Annotated in this window: 14 protein-coding genes; 6 read left to right on the plus strand and 8 right to left on the minus strand. The window is 62.8% G+C overall.

All coding sequences use genetic code 11. The features are described from left to right. Position 1: 1 nt before the first annotated feature. From QP363_RS05975 to QP363_RS05995, 5 genes are all read left to right on the plus strand, one after another. Positions 2-4,957 (plus strand): DEAD/DEAH box helicase, encoded by a 4,956-nt coding sequence (locus QP363_RS05975; RefSeq protein WP_284763356.1) that lies wholly within the window; start codon positions 2-4, stop codon positions 4,955-4,957. Positions 4,958-5,044: 87 nt separating this feature from the next. Next, the gene (locus QP363_RS05980; RefSeq protein WP_284763358.1) at positions 5,045-6,313 is read left to right on the plus strand and encodes an alpha-hydroxy acid oxidase; all 1,269 of its coding nucleotides are present in this window, start codon (positions 5,045-5,047) and stop codon (positions 6,311-6,313) included. A gap of 27 nt (positions 6,314-6,340) precedes the next feature. Further along, positions 6,341-7,162, plus strand: a complete 822-nt coding sequence (locus QP363_RS05985; protein ID WP_284763360.1) for a DNA-formamidopyrimidine glycosylase family protein — start codon at positions 6,341-6,343, stop codon at positions 7,160-7,162. Positions 7,163-7,172: 10 nt separating this feature from the next. Beyond that, a complete protein-coding gene (locus QP363_RS05990) occupies positions 7,173-7,586 on the plus strand; it encodes a YccF domain-containing protein (RefSeq protein ID WP_010187667.1) in 414 nt (137 codons plus the stop codon). Positions 7,587-7,638: 52 nt separating this feature from the next. Continuing rightward, positions 7,639-8,706: an HNH endonuclease signature motif containing protein gene (locus tag QP363_RS05995; RefSeq protein WP_284763362.1), complete on the plus strand. Its 1,068-nt coding sequence runs from the start codon at positions 7,639-7,641 to the stop codon at positions 8,704-8,706. A gap of 162 nt (positions 8,707-8,868) precedes the next feature. On the opposite strand, the gene pgi is transcribed toward QP363_RS05995, so the two are convergent. The 3 genes from pgi to QP363_RS06010 all read right to left on the minus strand — a co-directional run bounded on the left by pgi (position 8,869) and on the right by QP363_RS06010 (position 11,928). After that, entirely contained in the window at positions 8,869-10,503 is a 1,635-nt protein-coding gene (gene pgi / locus QP363_RS06000; protein WP_284763365.1) for a glucose-6-phosphate isomerase, read from the minus strand. Positions 10,504-10,604: 101 nt separating this feature from the next. Then, positions 10,605-11,498: a trypsin-like serine protease gene (locus QP363_RS06005; RefSeq protein ID WP_284763367.1), complete on the minus strand. Its 894-nt coding sequence runs from the start codon at positions 11,496-11,498 to the stop codon at positions 10,605-10,607. A gap of 67 nt (positions 11,499-11,565) precedes the next feature. After that, positions 11,566-11,928, minus strand: a complete 363-nt coding sequence (locus tag QP363_RS06010; protein ID WP_284763370.1) for a chorismate mutase — start codon at positions 11,926-11,928, stop codon at positions 11,566-11,568. A gap of 122 nt (positions 11,929-12,050) precedes the next feature. Here QP363_RS06010 and pcrA point away from each other — a divergent pair, with 122 nt between their 5' ends. After that, positions 12,051-14,576 (plus strand): DNA helicase PcrA, encoded by a 2,526-nt coding sequence (gene pcrA / locus QP363_RS06015; protein ID WP_284763372.1) that lies wholly within the window; start codon positions 12,051-12,053, stop codon positions 14,574-14,576. Positions 14,577-14,580: 4 nt separating this feature from the next. Here the strand turns inward: pcrA and QP363_RS06020 are convergent, their stop codons facing one another. From QP363_RS06020 to QP363_RS06040, 5 genes are all read right to left on the minus strand, one after another. Beyond that, positions 14,581-15,336 carry a M23 family metallopeptidase gene (locus QP363_RS06020; RefSeq protein WP_070710665.1) on the minus strand — a complete coding sequence of 252 codons (756 nt, stop codon included), beginning with the start codon at positions 15,334-15,336 and terminating at the stop codon, positions 14,581-14,583. 386 nt (positions 15,337-15,722) lie between these two features. Next, positions 15,723-18,419 carry an FtsX-like permease family protein gene (locus QP363_RS06025; protein ID WP_284763375.1) on the minus strand — a complete coding sequence of 899 codons (2,697 nt, stop codon included), beginning with the start codon at positions 18,417-18,419 and terminating at the stop codon, positions 15,723-15,725. A gap of 1 nt (position 18,420) precedes the next feature. Beyond that, positions 18,421-19,137 carry an ABC transporter ATP-binding protein gene (locus QP363_RS06030; RefSeq protein ID WP_070447267.1) on the minus strand — a complete coding sequence of 239 codons (717 nt, stop codon included), beginning with the start codon at positions 19,135-19,137 and terminating at the stop codon, positions 18,421-18,423. After that, positions 19,134-19,676 carry a PadR family transcriptional regulator gene (locus QP363_RS06035; RefSeq protein ID WP_284763378.1) on the minus strand — a complete coding sequence of 181 codons (543 nt, stop codon included), beginning with the start codon at positions 19,674-19,676 and terminating at the stop codon, positions 19,134-19,136. Before QP363_RS06035 ends, QP363_RS06030 begins: the two co-directional genes overlap by 4 nt. 253 nt (positions 19,677-19,929) lie before the next feature. Continuing rightward, on the minus strand, positions 19,930-20,682 hold the full coding sequence (locus tag QP363_RS06040) for a M23 family metallopeptidase (protein ID WP_070447261.1): 753 nt from the start codon (positions 20,680-20,682) through the stop codon (positions 19,930-19,932). Between the last annotated feature and the right edge of the window lie 206 nt (positions 20,683-20,888).

Raw genomic sequence — 20,888 nt, forward strand, 5'->3', positions numbered from 1 at the left:
CATGTCCAAAAACGTTCTGGCGAAGTTCCGCCCACAGGTGGCCGGGTGGTTCCAGGACGTTTTCGCCGCCCCCACCCCCGTCCAAGAGCAGGCATGGGAGGCGATTTCCGGCGGTGCGAATGCGCTGGTTGTGGCACCGACCGGCTCCGGTAAGACGCTCGCGGCATTTCTGTGGGCGCTGAATTCTTTGGTGGAGCGCGAAGGCCAGACCGCCCTGCCGCTGAGTAATGAACCGTCCCGCGAGGGTGCTCATGATGGCGTGAGAGTGCTGTATATCTCACCACTCAAGGCTTTGGGCGTGGACGTGGAGAATAACCTGCGCGCCCCGCTCAACGGCATCGCCCGCACCGCCGAGCGGCTGGGCCTAGAAGTGCCGGATATTACCGTCGGCGTGCGCTCGGGGGATACCCCGCAAGCCGAGCGTGCCCGCCAGGTGCGCAAGCCGCCGGACATCCTCATCACCACGCCGGAATCGGCCTATCTTATGCTCACCTCCAAAGCGGCGGGGATTCTGAAGACTGTGGATACCGTCATTATCGATGAGATCCACGCCCTGGCCGGCACCAAGCGCGGCGTGCACCTAGCGCTGACTTTGGAGCGCCTCGGGCTTATCGCCGGGGAGTTCCAGCGCATCGGGCTGTCGGCCACGGTGCGGCCGCTGAGTGCTGTCGCGAACTTCTTGGGCGGCGACCGTCCCGTCGACATCATCGCACCACCCGCCAAGAAGCGCTGGCAGCTCGACGTCCACGTGCCGGTCGAGGACATGTCGGACCTGCCCACCCCGGAGCAGGGATCCCCCATCGGGGAGGCGACTGTCGACGACCCCCTGGGCATCACCCAAGGCCCCCAAGACGCCCTGCACGTGCACGCGCAACGCAAGGAAGAGAGCGTTGTTGGCGACTCCGCCCTGCCCACAGCGAAATCCATCTGGCCCTTCATCGAAGAAGAGCTCTACGCCGAAATCATGGAACAGCGCTCCACCCTCGTCTTCGTCAACTCGCGCCGCACCGCCGAGCGGCTCACCAGCCGGCTCAACGAGCTCTATGCCCAGCAACACGATCCAGAGTCCTTGAGCCCAGCGACCCGGCGCGACCCAGCCCAGCTGATGAAGCAGGTCGACGTCGCCGGCAAGGCCCCTGCCGTCATCGCCCGCGCGCACCACGGCTCGGTATCCAAGGACGAGCGCGCGCTGACGGAGACGATGCTCAAGGAAGGCACGCTCAAAGCCGTGGTGGCCACGAGCTCCCTGGAGCTGGGCATCGACATGGGCGCGGTGGAGCTGGTGGTGCAGGTAGAATCCCCACCCTCGGTGGCTTCTGGCCTGCAACGCGTGGGCCGCGCCGGGCACTCCGTCGGCGCGGTCTCCCATGGTTCCTTCTATCCCAAGCACCGCGCGGACCTCGTGCAATCAGCACTCACAGTCGCCCGCATGGAGGAGGGCCTCATCGAGGAGATGCACGCACCGCGCAACCCGTTGGATGTCTTGGCACAGCAGACGGTAGCGGCGGTGGTGGCGTCGGCAAGCGCGGGCACGAGCGAGGGACTCGAGGCCGACAGTTGGTACGACACCGTGCGCCGCGCCTGGCCCTATAAGGATTTGGCGCGCGAGGTTTTTGACTCCGTTCTGGACCTGATCAGCGGCGTGTACCCGTCGACGGATTTTGCAGAGCTCAAACCCCGTGTGGTCTATGACCGCGTGACAGGCATCCTCACCCCGCGCCCCGGCGCGCAACGCGTGGCGGTGACCAACGGCGGCACCATCCCGGACCGCGGCATGTTCGGCGTCTTCCTGGTGGGTACTGGTGAGGCCGGTTCCGCGCCGCGCCGCGTGGGTGAGCTCGATGAGGAAATGGTTTATGAAACCCGGGTGGGGGATATCTTCACCCTCGGTGCGACGAGCTGGCGTGTGGAGGAGATCACGCGCGACCAGGTGTTGGTGACACCCGCGCCGGGGCACACCGGGCGCTTGCCTTTCTGGAACGGTGACCAAGCTGGGCGTCCCTATGAGCTGGGCAAGGCGTTGGGTGCATTCCGGCGGGAGGCGCTCGCGGATCCGTCGGTGGTGCGCGGTGCGGATGAGAATGCGCGGCGCAATATCGCCGCCTACCTGCAGGAGCAGAACGAGGCCACCGGGCTTATCCCGGATGAAAAGACGCTTCTGCTGGAGCGCTTCACGGACGAGCTGGGGGATTGGCGCGTGCTGCTGCACACCCCGTTTGGCCGGCCGGTGAATGCGGCGTGGGCGCTGGCGGTGGGGCAGCGCGTGGCGGAGCGCACCGGGATGGATGCCCAGGCCGTGGCGGGCGATGACGGCATCGTGCTGCGCCTGCCGCAGGGGGAGCAGGACCCGGATGCCGCGCTCTTTCTTTTCGACGCCGATGAGATCGCGGACATCGTCACCGAACAGGTAGGCAACTCCGCGCTCTTCGCCTCTAGGTTTAGGGAGTGCGCGGCGCGAGCGCTGCTTCTGCCGCGGCGCAACCCCGGCAAGCGCGCGCCCTTGTGGCAGCAGCGCCAGCGCGCGGAGCAGCTTCTCGACGTCGCCCGCAACTACCCATCCTTCCCCATCATCCTGGAGACCGTGCGCGAGTGCGTGCAGGATGTCTATGACCTGCCGGCGCTGACGGAGGTCATGCGGGAGTTAGCGCACCGCCGCGTGCGCATCGCGGAGGTCACCACGGAGCAGCCCTCACCTTTCGCGTCCTCGCTGCTGTTCAACTACACCGGCGCGTTCATGTACGAGGGGGACTCGCCCCTAGCGGAAAAGCGTGCAGCGGCCTTGGCATTGGACCCGGCGCTGTTGGCGAAGCTGTTGGGCACGGTGGAGCTGCGCGAGCTTCTCGACGGCTCCATCATCGCCGAAGTCCACGCCCAGCTGCAGCGCACCACTCCGGAACGTCAGGCGCGCACCACTGAGGAGGTCGCGGATCTGCTGCGCGTGCTCGGCCCCATCCCGGTCGAGGAATTCGGCGCGCACGCCACGGTGCCACCCAGCGCACTCGATGCGCTCGGCGCGCGGATCATGCGGGTGCGCATCAACGGTCGCGAGCACGTGGCGCAAGCGCTCGATGCGCCGTTGCTTCGCGACGGCCTGGGCATCCCCGTCCCGCCCGGTATTCCTGCACAGCAGGCCACGATTACCGATGCCGTCGATCAGCTGGTCAGCCGCTGGGCGCGCACGCGCGGGCCCTTTGTAGCGCGCGATGTGCAGGAAGCCTTTGGCCTGTCAGCCGCGGTGGCGCACTCGACGCTGAATGGGCTGGATTCCATCCTGGCGGGGCACTACCGCCAAGGCGTGGAGGAACAGGAGTACTGCGCGGCGGAAGTGCTCAAGGTCATCCGCTCGCGCTCGCTGGCGGCTGCCAGAGCTGCCACGCAGCCTGTTTCTCCCGCGGCCTTCGGGCGCTTCCTGCCGGACTGGCAGCAGGTGGCCGCGGTGGGCCGGCGCCCGGTGCTGCGCGGGGTGGACGGCGTCTTCGCCGTCATCGAGCAGCTGGCCGGCGTGCGCCTGCCGGCCTCGGCCTGGGAGAGCCTCATCCTTCCTGCGCGCGTCGGGGATTATTCGCCGACCATGCTCGATGAACTCACCGCCAGCGGCGAGGTCCTCATCGTGGGCGCGGGCAAGGCCGGCTCCAACGACCCGTGGATCATGCTGCTGCCGGTGGATTATGCCGCACAGCTCGCCCCGCAGGTCTCTGCGGAAGAGGCGGGCGTGTCCCTGCTGCAGACCCAGCTGCTGGAGGCCCTGCAGGGCGGCGGCAGCTACCTCATCTCCGATATTCAACCGCAGCTCAGCGGCACACCCCAGGAGGTCCGAGAGGCGCTCTGGGGCCTGGTGGAAGCAGGTCTGGTCAGCCCCGATTCCTTCGCTCCTATCCGGGCCCACCTGGCCGCAGGTGGGCCTGCCGGGCGTGCGGCGCATCGCGCGCGGCGTCGGCCAACGCGCTCGCGCCTGCGCATGGGGCGCACGTCCTTTGCGCAAGCACACAATGCTTCCGGTACACCGACCGCACCGGACGTGGTGGGACGCTGGTCGCTCTCCGTTCCAGCTGCTACGGATGCCACGTCGCGCTCCATTGCCCACGGCGAGGCCTGGCTGGACCGCTACGGCGTGCTTACCCGCGGGTCAGTGGTGGCCGAGGATGTCCTGGGTGGTTTCGCCTTGGCCTACAAGGTGCTCTCCGGCTTCGAGGAATCCGGCAAGGCGATGCGCGGCTACGTCATTGAGGGCTTGGGCGCGGCGCAGTTCTCCACGCCTGCGGTCATCGATCGCCTGCGCGGGGTGGATGATTCCCCCGATGTTACGGGCTGGCCCTCCGGAACTCGCGAGCCGCAGACGTATGTCCTGGCCGCCACGGACCCCGCCAACCCTTATGGCGCGGCGCTGCCCTGGCCGCCAACTGATGTCGGCGAATCCGCGGCCCGCCCCACCCGCGCCGCGGGTGCCTTGGTGGTGCTCATGGATGGCCTGCCGGTGGCGCACTTAACCCGCGGCGGGAAGACGCTGACGACGTTCTTTAACGCTCTGCCCGAGGGTATCGAGCGCACCGAGGTACTTGCCGCAGTTCTCGCGGGCCTCAACGAGCTGGTGGCCGCCGGACGCTTGAGCAAGCTGGTCATCGAGAAGGCAAACGGGCGGCCCATCTTCGAGTCGAAGCTGGGCGGTGAGCTGCGCGCACTGGGGGCGGCACTGACCCCGAAGGGCGTGCGGATTACTGGATCTGCCCACACCGCCTCTTCCGGCCGTGCAGGACAGCACGGCCACTCTGGAGAAGCCGCGCGCTCCGCCGAACCTTACCGTCCCGCACGTCGCGGTGGGCGTCGCGCCGTCGAGGCGATGGAGGAACTGTCCTTCGATGATCCGGAGAACGGAGCTTCTGAGGACTTGGGGGACCCGGGTGCGCCCGATACACCGGGGAGCCCGGGTGGCTTCCGCCCGCGCCGCCGCCGGCGCTGAATCTTAATCCGCAGCTTTTCGGCTTCGCGCATTTCCTAGGTCTAACCTCAGAAGCTGATAGTCCGATAGAAAAGGAGTCTTGTCGCCATGCGGCTGAAGCGCCAATTGCCTAACGTGTCCGAGCTGAAGAACCTCATGCGGTTCGAAGCACCCAACCTCGACCGCCGGGTAGCCCGCCTGGCGGAGGCTGCTGATGTGTGGGATCTGCGCAAGATTGCCAAGCGTCGCACACCCAAGGCCGCCTTCGACTACGTTGACGGCGCAGCCCGCGACGAGGTCAGCTACCGCGAATCCCGCGATTTCTTCCGCGACGTGCGCCTCATGCCGAACGTGCTCAACGGCGCACACGACATTTCCTTAAGCACCGAGATTGCCGGCGAGCCCGCGGCCCTGCCCTTCGGCATTGCGCCGACCGGCTTTACCCGCTTCATGCACGCCGAAGGCGAGGACGCCGGTTCCCAAGCCGCCCGCGACGCAGGCATCCCGTTTACGCTCTCCACGATGGGCACGCGCTCGGTGGAGGAGGTCGCGGCGTCGCAAGGCAATAGCGGCCGCCGCTGGTTCCAGCTCTACCTGTGGAAGGACCACTCCGCCTGCCAAGAGCTCATCGAACGCGCGGCGGCCAACGGCTATGACACCCTGGTGGTCACCGTGGACACGCCCGTGGCCGGCCAGCGGCTGCGCGATACTCGCAACGGCATGCGCATCCCACCTCGCCTGACCGCAGGCACCGTCTTCGACGCCGCCTGGCGCCCGGAGTGGTGGTTCAACTTCCTCACCACGGACCCGGTTACTTTTGCCTCCCTGACCTCGACCACCGGCACCCTGGGCGAGCTGGTCAACACCATGTTCGACCCGGGCCTCAACTTCGAGGATCTGGCGTGGATCCGCGAGTCCTGGCAGGGCAAGCTCTTTGTCAAGGGAATCGTCAACCCCGAGGACGCCCGCAAGGTCATCGACCTCGGCGCCGACGGCATCGTGGTGTCCTCCCATGGCGGGCGCCAGCTCGACCGCGTGGTCAACACCCTGCAAGCCTTGGAGGCCGTGCGCACCGAGGTGGGCCCGGACGTGGAGATCATCTACGACTCCGGCATCATGTCCGGCGTCGATATCGCCATTGCGCTGGCGCTGGGGGCGGACTTCGTCCTCATCGGCCGCGCCTACCTCTACGGCCTGATGGCCGGCGGTAAGGAAGGCGTGGACCGCGTTGTCGAATTGCTGGCGGAGGAGTTTAAAAACACCCTGCAGCTGCTCGGCGTGAAGAAGATCGAAGACCTGGGCCGCCAGCACGTGGTCACCCCGTGGGAACCGGGCGCGCTGGCATTCGGTGCGGGAAGGAACGCACCGGTAGAGTAGGCACCCGTTCGGTGAGGAGGTTCTACTGTGCCAGAGGGCGATTCTGTACTGCAGTTGTCGAACCGGCTGCAGTTTATGGAAGGCCGGCGCGTGACCTCCTCCTCCCTGCGCGTGCCGCGCTATGCCACCGTGCGCTTCGATGGGCTGGTGTGCGAGGAAGTCTGGCCCTATGGCAAGCACCTCTTCATGGACTTCGGCGGCGAGCTGATCTTGCATACGCACCTCAAGATGGAGGGCACGTGGGCCATTCACTACACCGGTGACCGCTGGCGCAAGCCCGGCCACAGCGCGCGCGTAGTGCTACAGATGGAGAACACCCCGCGCGATATCGAGCTGGTGGGGCATTGGCTGGGGCTGGTCGAGGTTTTCCCTGCCCGCGAATTTGAGCAGCGCATGGCGCACCTTGGCCCCGACATCCTCGCGCCAGAATGGGAAGAAGGAGGCTTCGAGGAGGCCGTGCGCCGCATCGAGTCCCGCTCTGAGCGCAGTATCGGTGCGGCCCTCTTGGACCAGCGCAACGTGGCGGGCTTGGGCAACGAGTACCGCGCCGAAATCTGTTTCTTGGCCGGCGTTCATCCAGCAACACCTGTAGCGCTTGTCGACGTCCCCCAGATCCTCACCCTCTCCCGCCGCCTCATCTGGGCTAACCGGGACTCGCCGGTGCGTGTCACCACCGGTGTGAAGCGGGCGGGGGAGACCACGTATGTCTTTGGCCGCAACCGCCGGCGCTGTCGGCGCTGCGGCACGCTGATTGAGAAATCCACGCTGGGTGGCGTGGACGCCGGCGGCGACGAAGGCGAGTTGGAGCGCGTCATCTGGTGGTGCCCGCACTGCCAGCCGCACCGCTAGGCTGGGATGCATGAAGATCATTTTGAACATCATCTGGTTGGCAACTGGTGGCCTTGTCCTCGCACTGGGCTACTTTCTCCTAGGCATCCTGGCCTGCATCCCCGTCGTGACGATTCCTGCCGGTGTGGCCTCGATGCGTATGGCGAATTTCGCCTTGTGGCCTTTCGGACGCTCCGTCATTCAACCGGTCAAAGGTACCGGTGGCATGTCTCGGTTCTCTAACGTTGTCTGGTTCCTTGTCGCTGGCCTGTGGCTGGCCATCGGCCACGTCACCACTGCAGCGGCGCAGGCCGTGACCATCGTGGGCATCCCGGTGGCTCTGGCCAACCTGAAGATGATCCCGGTGACATGCTTCCCGTTCGGCCGCAAGATTGTCGACTCAGATGAGATCCCCTTCGGCTGGGAGTCGATGATCAAGCTTTAACGATTCTCTCTCCGGTTGCGGGGGTGGTCAGGGTGCTTTAATGTTCTGGGTCATGGGGGATTTAGAGACCTATTTCTCCTACCGTAACTCGGGGATTTCTTTAGTGGAGCAGGCGGTAGGAGGGGAGAAACGTTTGCGCGCGCTCGGCGCTTCGGCTGCTGACGCCGCCGAACTGGCACGCCTGAACCACATTTACTTCGGCGCCACGAAATTCACGGGTAAGCAACGCACCGCCTGTACCCGGGCCGCAGAGCAACGCCACGACCTAGCCACATTAAGCCTGATTGAGGCCTACACCAAGAAGCTGAAGAACCAGCTACACGCGTGGAACCTACGGGTCAAGCTTGCCGGCACACCCGCCCACAGCATCCCAGCCGTGGCAGCCAAGCGCTTAAAAGAGCTTAAGCCTAAACGCGTGCCGAAACCTGGGGTGCGCATGACCTACCGTGCTGATGGTCCGCACTCGCTGACCATTACCGATGACCCCATGACCGTGACCGAGATGCGCGGCGTGCTGGAATCCATCAACCAGAACAACCTGCTGGAAGCAGCCAACCACGTCTTCTTCAACAAGTCCCACGGCGGAACCAAACCAGCTGTGTTCACCAGCGTGGTGGTGACCTTGGATAAGCTCGACAAAATTGTCAGCGGCGACGGTGATGACATCGTGCTCGAGCTAACCAATGGCGGTCGCATGACCGGCACGGAGTTTCTGAATTACAAGTTCGCCGAGATCGGCTACGTCACCCTCATCCACCCCACGATCGGGCCGGTGTGGCTGCACCGCATGAAGCGCTTGGCCGGGTTTGAACAACGCATGATGGCCAGCGCCGAGCATCCGACCTGCGCCAGAAAGGGCTGCAATAAGCCTGCTGATTATGCCCAGGTCCACCACCTCATCCCGTGGAAAGCAGGAGGCACCACCGACCCGCCGAATCTAACGATGCTGTGCGCTTATCACAACGGCGTCAATGATGATGACCCAGAGAAACCCACCGGTGCCGGCTACGTCTTCCGACTACGAGGTGATGTGGACTACATCCCACCCTGGGGAGAACCAATCACCGCCCAGGTTGCCTATCAAGCCGCGCAGCACGGACTTGGACCGCCCGACAGCTAAACCGCCACGCAACACAAAAGACACGCGGATGCCCGCAGGAAGGTAAAACACCACGCGGACGCCCACAGGGCCTCCGCGGCGTTGGCGATCCGAGCTTCCGATCAGCGCTTGAAAACGCGTGAACCCCCGACCGTTCGGCCGGGGGACGTCGCCAAGCAGTGCTTAGCGGTGGCTGCGGTACCAGCCAATCAGAGCATCCGTGGAACCGTCGCCGGATGCGGCTTCCTCCTTGCCGGAGACTGCCGGTGCTAGGTCATTAGCTTGCTGCTTGCCCAGCTCCACGCCCCACTGGTCGAAGGAGTTGATGTCCCAGATGATGCCCTGGGTGAAGACGATGTGCTCGTAGAGCGCGATGAGCGCGCCAAGGGTCTGCGGGGTGAGCTCCTCCGCCAGAATCGTGGTGGTGGGACGGTTGCCCGGCATCACCTTGTGCGGAACGAGGGCTTCGTCCACGCCCTCAGCAGCGATTTCCTCAGCGGTCTTGCCAAAGGCCAGAACCTTGGTCTGCGCGAAGAAGTTACCCATGAGCAGGTCATGCATCGAGCCGGTGCCGCCGGCAGTGGGGAAGTCCTCCTTCGGGCGGGCAAAGCCGATGAAGTCCGCCGGGATGAGCTTGGTGCCCTGGTGCATGAGCTGGAAGAAAGCGTGCTGGCCGTTGGTGCCTGGCTCGCCCCAGTAAATCTCCCCGGTGCCAGCGCTCACCGCAGTGCCGTCGCGGCGCACGGACTTACCATTGGATTCCATGGTCAGCTGCTGCAGGTAAGCAGGGAAGCGGCCGAGGTCCTCGGAGTAGGGCAGCACCGCGTGGGTCTGCGCACCGAAGAAGTTCGAGTACCAGACACCGAGCAGGCCCATCAGAGCCGGCACGTTCTGCTCCAGAGGAGCGGTGCGGAAGTGCTCATCCATGGCGTGGAAGCCTTCGAGGAAACGCATGAAGTCCAGGGGGCCGATGGTGCACATCAGGGACAGGCCGATGGCGGAATCGACGGAGTAGCGTCCGCCCACCCAGTTCCAGAACCCGAACATGTTCTGGGTGTCGATGCCGAACTCCGCGACCTTCTCCGCGTTGGTGGAGACCGCAACGAAGTGCTTGGCGACGGCCGACTCGTCACCATCAAACTGCTCAATCAGCCAGCGGCGCGCGGCGTGAGCGTTGGCCAGGGTTTCCTGAGTGGTGAAGGTCTTGGAAGCGACGATGAAGAGGGTGGAGCCTGCGTCGAGGCCGTCGAGAGTTGCGGCGAGATCTGCCGGGTCGACGTTGGAGACGAACTCTGCGCTAATGCCCGCTACTTCGTAGGAGCGCAGGGCCTTCGCGGCCATGGCCGGGCCCAAGTCGGAGCCGCCGATGCCGATGTTGACCACCTTCTTGATGGTGTGGCCCGTATGTCCCAGCCACGTGCCGGAGCGCAGCGCAGTGGCGAAGTCACGCATGCGGCCTAAAGTTTCGTGGACGTCGGCAGCGACGTCCTGGCCGTCGACGCTCAAGTCCTTTTCAACAGGCAGGCGCAGCGCGGTGTGCAGCACGGCGCGGTCCTCGGTGTTGTTGAGGTGCTCGCCGGCGAACATGGCGTCGCGGCGTCCCTCGACGTCGGCAGCTCGGGCGAGGTCCACCAGCGCGGTGACTACTTCCTCATCGATGAGGTTTTTCGACAGATCCACGTGCAGGCCCGCGGCGTCGAAAGAATAGTCTGCGGCGCGGGAAGCGGAGTTGGCAAAAAGCTCACGCAGGTTGAGGTCCTTCTTGCTTTCAAAAAGCGAGGTGAGCGCGGCCCACTGCGGCTGAGCGGTGATGTCCATTGCAAAAGCCTTTCTGGCAGGTAGCAGACATGAAACTTACTGTGTCCACCGTAGTCCAGAAATCCCTTCGCTGCCGAAGCAGAAGGCTGCACTGCGATGAACTAGGCGTAGAGCTTTAAATCGAATTGCTTCATCGTGTTTCCGATCTCCATGGCGCCCACTTCGACGTCAGAGGGGTCCTGGTCGTTGCCGAAGGACAGCACACCAACGGCCCAGAGTTTGCCGTCGATGGAAGCATAGACTGGTCCGCCACTATCTCCCGGGGCGCTGTCATTGCCGAAAGTAAACAGCCCTTGATCCTCGTGGCGGTCGATGAAGTTGCCACAGGAGACTCCTCGCGTGGAGCCGGCGCGGCAAATTGTGGGCTTCGTCAAAGCAACTTCCTCAAGGGGCATCCATCCCGCCAAAGGCGCGTTCAGAGCGGGTGACGTCGAGACTTGGGCGGCTGGGTTGGAGACCTCGATGAGCGCGATGTCGGCTGAGTTAATCCTGTCCGTATTGGTATTGCGGGCCTCTAACACCATCTCGCCGATCTTCACGTTGTCTCCAGCGCGATCCTTGTAGAAAAAGGTGTCGCCTTGATCCCCGCAGTGGCCGGCGGTGAGGATAAAGAGGCGCTCGCCGTCGCCAACGAAATGACCAGCGGAGCATCGTCCGCTGCTGTCTGCGTTGTAAATTGCGACCCCCGGAGTGAGAACACCAGCCGTCATGAAGTATTCAGCTGCCTCCGGTTGGGCCAGATCCACGCGGGGATCGGGGCGTTCCGCCTGGGGGATTTCAGTGGTGTTATCCCAGAGAGAATCGCTGTCGAGGACTTCTTCCGAACCCCTATTTGTTCCGGAGTTCTGTGCGCGGCCGGAATCAGCGATGGCAGGAAGGTTCAGGGTTGTGGTGGTGATGGTAGCGACGTGGGAGGAAGAACCGCTGCAGGCGGTCAGCACGAAGGCGGAAGTAGCTGCGGTGAGAGTTGCAGCGAGACGAGAGAAAAAGCGCATGAAGAGAGAGTAGCTCACGACCTAGCGTGAGGCGCGTGCGTTGGGGATTATTCCGCGGGTCGCTCAGCTAGCCAAGCTTGCCGCGTCCCAACCGCAGCAGGGCAGAGGCGATGGCGGGGCCTTCCTCGCCCAACTCGTTGCGGAACTCGTTGAGGATAGCGATTTCGCGGGTATGCACCAAACGGGTACCACCTGAGTTCATGCGCGTCTTACCAATGGTGCGGGAAATATCGGTGCGGCGCTTGATGGCGTCGAGAATAACGCGGTCGAGGCGGTTGATTTCTTCGCGGTAGCGCTGAATCTCGGCATCGCTCAGTGGATCATCGGTGCCCGAGGGCATACGAATATCGAGGCCGTTGTCCACGACGTTGGGGTTGTGGTGTTCGGGGCTCAAGCCCGAGTCAGGGGTGCCAGATTGTGAAGCGCTCATGTCTTCAGATTGTGCCACCACGTTCGAGCAAAGGGGAATTATGAGTCGTGACGTTGGTCTTCGCCGGTAGGAAGTGGTGTGGGAAGGCAATGTCCGGTGGTGCTAGTAGGTTGGAGAGCATTATGAATAACAATTCTCCGTTTAGGCCCCGTTCTTCTTCCGCTCCTTCCACCGACGCCTCCGCCGGTGGTTTTTCCCCCGTGCCCGGACCCAACGCGGATACCCCTTCCGGTCAGGCTTCTGATCCGTTGCTGGAAGGATTAAACCCCCAACAAGAAGAGGCCGTGACGCATTCGGGCTCACCGTTGCTCATCGTGGCCGGCGCGGGTTCGGGCAAGACCGCCGTGTTGACCCGCCGCATTGCATATCTCATGCGCGAGCGCGGGGTCGCCCCGTGGCAGATCCTTGCCATCACCTTTACTAATAAGGCAGCCGCGGAGATGAAGGAGCGCGTGGGCCAGCTTGTCGGGCCTGTGGCAGAACGAATGTGGGTGTCCACTTTTCACTCCATTTGTGTGCGTATCTTGCGTAATAACGCCCAACTGGTGCCTGGGTTGAATACCAATTTCACCATCTATGACGGCGATGATGCGCGTCGGCTGCTCACCATGATCGCCAAGGACATGCAGCTGGATCTCAAGAAGTACTCGGCACGTGTTCTGGCGAATCAGATTTCCAACCGCAAGAATGAGCTTATCTCTCCAGAGCAGGCGCGCGCGGAGGCAGAGAGGACGAAGAATCCTTTCGAGCTCACTGTGGCGAGCGTGTACGAGGAATATCAGCGCCGCCTGCGTGCCGCGAACGCGGTGGACTTCGATGACCTCATCGGGGAAGTGGTGCGCATCTTTAACCAGCACCCGCAGGTAGTGGAGTTTTATCGCCGCCGCTTTAAGCATGTGCTTATCGACGAATACCAGGACACCAACCACGCGCAGTACGCGCTTGTCTCGGCCTTGGTGGGCCGGGGCGAGCTGCCGCCGGATGCCCCGGAACTATGCGTGGTGGGTGATTCTGATCAGTCAATTTATGCCTTCCGTGGAGCCACCATCAGGAATATTCAGGAGTTCGAGCGGGACTACCCGCAGGCGCACACGATTCTGCTTGAGCAAAACTACCGTTCGACGCAGACCATCCTGAACGCGGCGAATGCGGTCATTGCGAAGAATGAGGGTCGCCGCGAGAAGAACCTGTGGACCGCCCACGGTCAGGGTGAGCAAATTGTCGGCTACGTGGCGGATAATGAGCACGACGAGGCGCGGTATATCGCCTCGGAAATTGATTCCTTGGCGGATAAAGGCACGGCCTATTCGGATATTGCGGTGATGTACCGCACCAACAATGCCTCCCGCGCGTTGGAGGATATTTTCGTGCGCTCGGGCATCCCGTACAAGGTGGTCGGTGGCACGCGTTTCTACGAACGCCGCGAGATCCGGGACCTGGTGGCCTACCTGCGCATCATGGATAATCCGGATGACACGGTGAGCTTGCGCCGCATTATCAACGTGCCGAAGCGCGCTATTGGTGACAAGGCACAGGCACAGATTGCTCTGCACGCGGAGAACCTTGGTGTTAGCTTTGGGGCTGCTCTCCGCGATGCGGCAGCGGGCAAGGTTGCCGGGCTTGGCACACGGGCAGTGAATGCCGTAAGCAAATTCAACGAGATGATGGAGGGCGTGCGCGCGCAGATTCCGGGCATGGTCAACGAAGTGACGGGTCAACCGGATTTGGGGGAGTTGCTCAACGCGCTTCTTGACGCCACCGGCTACCGCGCGGAGCTTGAAAACTCTAATGACCCGCAAGACGGGGCACGCCTCGACAACCTCAACGAGTTGGTGTCGGTGGCGCGCGAGTTCAGCTCTGAGGCGGCCAATGAGATGGCTTTCTTGGGTGCAGATGCAGAGGAAGCCCCGGAGCTCTCGGAAGGTGAAGCCGCGCCGGGCTCGCTTCAAGCCTTCCTTGAAAAGGTTTCGCTGGTGGCGGATGCTGACCAGATTCCGGATCATGAGTCTGGGGTAGTCACGTTGATGACCCTGCACACCGCGAAGGGCCTAGAGTTCCCCGTTGTCTTCCTCACCGGCTGGGAGGATGGCCAATTCCCGCACATGCGCTCCCTGGGGGACCCGAAGGAGCTCAGTGAGGAGCGCCGCCTTGCATACGTGGGTATTACGCGCGCTAGGGAACAGCTCTACCTCACGCGCGCTATTCTCCGCTCGTCCTGGGGTAACCCGGTGACGAACCCGGCCAGCCGCTTCCTCGCCGAGGTCCCAGAGGACCTCATCGACTGGCGCCGTGAAGAACCAGACAGCTCGCTGTCCAGCGCGTGGGGTGGAGATGATTCCTATCAATACGGGCGAACCTTCGGCTCAGATAGCGGGTTCTTTGGTTCCCGTGGGGGCGGCTATGGCTCGCGGGGCGCTGCGTCTTCCCCTTCGCAGCGCTCGCGCAAGCCAGCTCCGGCAACATCGATGCCGAAGAATAACCATCTCAATTTAGTTGTGGGGGACCGTGTCAACCACGCGAAGTACGGGCTGGGCACGGTCATCGAAGCCTCCGGTACCGGCGCGCGGGCGACGGTCACCGTGGACTTCGGTTCAGCGGGCAAGGTCCGCCTCATGCTCATCGGCGGTGTGCCGATGGAAAAGCTTTAAAGCTTTAGATGAGGATGCCGCGCTCGCTGAACCAATCCACCGGATCAACGGCCGCGCCGCCGCCCGGGTGCACTTCGAAGTGCAGGTGTGGGCCGGTGGAGTGGCCCTCGTTGCCAATGACGGAGATCTGGTCGCCGGCCGTGACTCGGTCACCGACGTTGACCAAGAGCTGATCTCCGGGCATGTGGCCGTAGACGGTGATGGTGCCGTCGTCGTGCTGGATGCGGATCCAGTTTCCGAAGCCCTGGGCTGCGCCGGAGGAGATGACCTCTCCGTCCATGACTGCGTAGATGGGCGTGCCGACTGGGTTCGCTACATCGATTCCGTTGTGGAAGGAACCCCACCGCGGGCCAAAACCAGAGGTAAAAGTACCGGAGGTCGGAAAGACCACGGTATTACCGTTGGCATCCTGGCCGCGCATAGGGGTGAGGCCGGAGTGATCGCCCTGTGGGGCGAAGGCCTCGGCGAGACCAGGAATGCTGGAGGGATCGAGGACGATATCGAAGCCGTCCTGCGTGGAGTTGATTTCCGGGGTGGAGGCCCCGTTGAGGGCTCCGGCCGTGGAAACGATTAGCCCGGAGAATGCTTTGAAGAGGTCGGCCTTGGAGTCTTCCTTGACTTCGATGTCGCCGGCGTTAGGGCCCTGGGAGGACCCGTCGGAGACATCCACGCTTGCTGCCGGTTCGGCGGCGAACGCTGGGGCCGTCACGGTAGCGGTGGTGACCGCCACGGCGGCGAGTGCGCTGAGCGTGCGCTTCATAACTTCACGTCCTTAAGTCCTGCTGTGGCTCGCTTCCGCCGGCGTCAGCGGCAGGAAGCTTGTGAGCGATAGGGCACGGCCATACAGCCGTTATGCGCCTTGAAGCCTGCGACACGCCGGCGCGGGTGCGGCCGCGTGCTGAGGCTCTGTGGCAACGAGATACAAACTATCCCGAGCTATCACCCTGCGCAACGTCTAAAAATGCAGGTAAATACAGGGATTGTTCGAAAAACTATCGAACAGCCCAGCGTGTTACATGTGTGAAAGAAGTGAAAATTGTTACAGGGGTAAAGTAGAGGTTTAAAGAATGGGGGTAGGGGTTGGGGGGTGTGAAAAGAGTTGTTCCCCGGCCGAAGGCTCGGTCGGGGAACGGTGGGCCACGAGGGCTATGTCAGCGAACGTGATTCGCTGCGATCCCGTGCGGTCAGCGGTCCCGTCTTGTCGCTGCGATTGACCGCAGCCGCCAGTGCGGCGGCCAGAAGCGGCACGATAAGCACGGCGAGGAATTGCCACCAATCCGGGGTGAAGTAGTCCTGCGGGCGCAGACCATAAGGTGGCGTCGAGAAAACGAATCCAGAACTATCGGCAAAGAAGTACGTGCCGAGATGACCGGCAATCACGCCGAAAAGCATGCTTACGGTGGCCAGCATCCAGGTCTGCCACGCTGCTACCTTGGCCATCAGTGAAGGGTGGGCGCCGATGGATTGCAGCACGGTGCTTTCCTGGCGCATGCTGCTCGCTGCGTTGGCAATGATGAGCGTCAGCACGATGAGGCAGATGATCCCCATTCCGAGGCCTAGGTAGTAGCGGAAACTTTCGGGAGTAGAGACTGCGAAGCTTAGCGAGTATTGCGACTGCGAAGCGCTCGCTGTCAGGTCTCGCAGCTCTTCGCGCTCTGACTCGCTCGGTGGTTCGTCGAACGCGAGGGCTTGGCCCACGTAGAAGGGCTCCATGCTCAGCTTCTCTGCTGCCTGCTGGCTAATCAAGACCACATCGCGGGCCGCGGTAGGCAGTGCCTCCACAATCGGCAGATCAGCCTCCTGCGTTCCGCTCGGTTCTGGGCTGTCAATGCGGTTGTAGGTTTTTACGGTCACCGTGCCGCGCGTGTTATTGCCGACGTGGCTGCTGTGGGGGAGCACGATGCCGCCGGCATCCAACGTCTGTGCCGCCGCGCGGCGATCTTCCTCCGAGTCGAATTGCCAGAGCTCAAGCTGGGAAGAATCGGTTTGAACCATCCTGCTTTGATAGATCAACGGGTTATAAGGAAATGACGTCATCAACTCGTGCGCACACTCCTGGCGAGCCTCTTCGGAATCATCGGTGCGCCGCCCCTGATTATCCACGAACACAGCCCTCTCAACCGGCTTGCTGAAATCGACCTGCTCGCACTGGTAATCAAATTCGGTGGTGAGCTCGTAAAAAGTGTCATCCTCCGGAAGGCTGAAAGACGTCGTCCACGAGGGGAAAGCATAGAAGGGATAGGAGCGGGCGGTGGTGGTCTGCTGGATTGCCTCTATCGCCGCGCGTTCTTCTGGCGTAGAAACCTGCGCTGGTTGGTCAAAGGTCGTCTCCTCGATCAGCGCAGAAGTAGGTGGCATGACGAGTTTTTCCTCAGCGGCGGACTTTGCGCTATCCGTCATGATGCCCACGCCAAACAGGGAGGAGACGAAGGCAACTGAGACGAGAGCGATGGACGTCGGCAAGGCGTGCATGCTGCGCCGGGTCAGGCCGCGTCCAGCCAGACGCAACGCGAGGGGGCCGCGATGAGATAGCAAGGAGCATAGGAAGACCAAAGCGGGGGCAGACGCGGCAACCGCGATGACTCCGAAGAGAGCCAGCACCGTGGGGATATACCCGCCCCATGGGCTGAAGCTGAAGAGCACGAGCAGAAGCAAGAATGCCGGGCCGATGGCCATCCACCGACGGAAGCGCAAGAGGCGGTCGGGGGCGGCGCCTTGAATTGCCGTGGACAGGGCGCCACGTTGCGCCAACCACGCGGGAACGATGGAGACAATGACACAGCCTGCCACCGCCACGAGCCATGCGAGGCCAATAGCTAGGAAGGGCGGGCGTGCAGCAAAGTCCGGATAGCGGGCTGTCCACCACACCCACGAGACCGTTAGGCCAACGATTACACCGATGGTGGCGCCGATTAGTCCCATCAGCAGGCCATAAGCCATCACTGCGAACATGATGTGGCGCGGCAGCGCACCCTGGCTCGACATCAGCGCGTACAGGCGCGTATTGCGTCCGGTAGCCAGCGTGAAGACGGGCGCGAGAAGGAAAAGGATGAGCAATCCGGCGATGGCGTAGAGGCCGAAGAAGAAGAGCACGAAAAGAATGCTGCTCAGGATTCCACCAAAGGAATCCGACTCAGAATCGGGTCGGTCCGTATCTCGCAGCTCCGGTGCCCAGATTTCCAGCCCAGCTTCACGGGCACGGTCGGCATCCTCTTTGGTCAGCGTTGTATCACCCACGATGACCCAGGAGGTGTTTATCTGAAAGGACGGGTCGCTGAGAGCGTCATTGAGGGTGGGGGAGGTGACAAAGTCATAGTTTTCGGGAGCAATAGCCGCGACCGTGACTTGGTGGTCGCCGCTCAGAGCACTGGTGCGCACGGTGATGACGTCTCCAACGGAGGCGTCGAGCTTGTGTGCGGTAGAGCGCGATAGAACTGCCTGGTTGGGGCCAAGATTGAACTTATCGACGGCCTCCTGTGCAGGCTCCGGCGGATTCTCTGCGTCGAATTGATCTACCCAGGAGCTGGCTGACTTCCCATTATGGATTAGTGACGTGCTAGAAAAAGCGGTGACCGGGCTGACGCTGAGGCCTCCAGGAAGCACGTCGGCAACCAGACCTGGCACGTCTTCATAACTAATCTCCGGGTGTTCGGCGCTGATCTGCAGGGTTCGCTCGGGTGAGCTCAAGGCCGCGGAGAGCCGACCAGAGGAATTATCAAAGAGTGCCATTCCGATGACAAGGGCCACCGGTAGCGCAATGAGCATCACGGCAGCCAAAGTGCGCCATGGATGAAGCTTGAGATCGCGCCTCGTCGGGCGGGTGGCGGCATTAATGCCGGACATACTAACGCACCTCCTCGCCGGTGAGGCGCCCGTCGCGAACCATGACAACACGGTCAGCCCAGCCGGCGAAACGCGGCTCGTGAGTGACCAGTATGCCTGAGGCGCCGGCGTCGATACGTGCGCGCAAAACCTTCATGATCTCCTCACCCGTTGAGGTATCCAAGGCACCGGTAGGCTCATCCGCCAAAAGCACCTTGCGCGGTCCAATGAGCGCGCGGGCAATCGCCACGCGCTGGGCTTGGCCACCGGAGATTTCTTCCGGGAAGCGGTCGATGGTGCCGTCGAGACCGACCTCACTGAGTGCTTCCTCTGCAGCTTCTCGGCATTGCGCAGGCGAGAGCCCGTCCAGCTCAAGAGGGAGGGACACGTTCTCGCCCACGGTGAGGGAAGACACCAGGTTGAAGTGCTGAAACACGAGCCCCAAGTGGCGGCGGCGGGCGATGGCGGCCTTGGCTTTGGAAAGCTGGGATGCATCGGCACCGTCGAGAAGCACGCGTCCCGACGTCGGTGGCTGTAACAGCCCCGCGACGTTGAGCAGCGTGGACTTGCCGGAACCAGAAGGGCCCATGACCGCGACGAGTTCACCCGGTTTCAGCTGCAGGTTGACGGAATCCAGGGCGGTGACCTGGCGGGCGCCACTACCGAAGACGCAGGTGATGTTCTCGAGTTCGAGCGGGAAAGGCATGTGCTGGGACGTGGGGATAGAGTCGGGGGTCATCGCGGGGCCTCCTCGGTGGCGGTTGGGTTGGCTAGGGATTCCACGCGGTCGAGCCAGCGTGAGAGAGATTCCAGGTCGAAGATTTGGCGCTCAACAGCCAAGCGCTGGGCGCTGCGCTCTGCGGGCAGTTCCGAGGCTTGGCGGTTGAGCTCACGCAGCTGGCGGACGGTGGCAAAGCGCTGGGCGTCGAGCACGGCAATGACGTCGACGTCGGAGCGTCGCGCTGCAAGCGACACTTTGAGCACGAGTTCATCGCGCTCGATGGCGTCGTTGTGCAGGGTGGACATCCACCACTGTGAGAGCTCTTCGCGGCCAGTTGGGGTTATGGCATAGCTGGTGGCGCGGCGCCCGGTGGGGCCGGTGAGCTCACCGTCGGTGGCGATAAGGCCATCGCGTTCCAAGCGGCTTACGGTCTGGGCAACTTGACCCATGTTGAGCGGCCAGAGGCTGTCGAAGGTCTCGGCAAAGCGCGTTTTTATGTGGCTAGCTGTGGCGGGTTCTTCACTCAGCAGAGCAAGCACGGAGTGTTTGACGGACATGGTCACCTCCTGCGCGGAGGAAAGAGGGAGAATACGATCGGTACATACCCGGTAAGTTACCGGGTAACCTTTGGGGCGGTCAAGAGTTTTCGGGAAAGGAATCTTTCAGTACCCCCGTCCGCTTGCCCGGTGTGGAGTAGGTGGTGGAGCGTGCTCGAAGGCAAGGGCGGGGTGGTAGAGATGCAAAAAGCGGCACAGAGCAAAAGTGCTCTATGCCGCCTAAAAGTTGTTGGAAGGTTAGGTTGGGTAGGGCCTAAGAAATGTTGACGCCGCGCTCTGCAAGCCACGGAATCGGGTCCACAGCGCCCTCACCGGTGGGGTGAATTTCAAAGTGCAGGTGGGAGCCGGTGGAGAAGCCCAAAGAGCCCATGCCCGCGATCTTCTGGCCGGCGTGGACGCGCTCGCCCACAGCGACGTCGAGGGTCTGCATGTGTCCGTAGACGCTCATGGAGCCGTCATCGTGCTTGATGCGGATCCACTGGCCGTAGCCGGAAGCCGGGCCGGAATCGATGACGGTGCCGTCCATAACGGAGAGGATTGGGGTGCCTACGGCATTGGCAATGTCGATGCCGGAGTGGAAGGAGCCCCAGCGGGGGCCGAAGCCAGAGGTGAAAGTACCTTCTGCCGGGCGAGCAACGGACGGTGCACGGTTGGCTTCGTCAGCAGCTGCGCGCGCATCGGCGGCCTGAATGGCCTTATCGAGCTGGGTAGCCAGGTCAGCGACCGGCTTGGTCTCAGCTATGGAGAGGATCTGTGGTGCGGCATCCTCAACGGCGGCCTGTGCGCCCTTGAGCGGATCGGTATCTGCCTGCAAGGTGTAGTCGATGGACTGTGCCTTGGTCTCACCAGTGCCAGCGGATTGAATGGTGCCGGCTGCGGCGCCTCCAACACCTGCGGTGGATACGGCGCCTGCGGCGACGGTCATTACCGCCAAGCGCCCCTTCGCGGTCTGCGAGGTGGTGATCTTGCGGTGGCGACCTGTGCTTCGCTGAGTCTTGCTTCGCATGAACTCTACTTCCGTCCTAATTCACTATCGTCCAGCCAGAACAATCGTTACATCCAAACCTGGTTGGTTATCCGATTGTGACCTTCCTGTTACCAACGAGATGTAACAGTAGCGTCTCGGCGAGAGCGGAGCAACCCGGATTGCGGTTTTCTTCTTGATACGTCGAAAGATTTGCTTGTTTTGATGCGGTAGCTGATTCCTGTGAA

This window comes from Corynebacterium sp. UMB6689, assembly GCF_030215295.1.
Lineage (GTDB): Bacteria > Actinomycetota > Actinomycetes > Mycobacteriales > Mycobacteriaceae > Corynebacterium > Corynebacterium aurimucosum.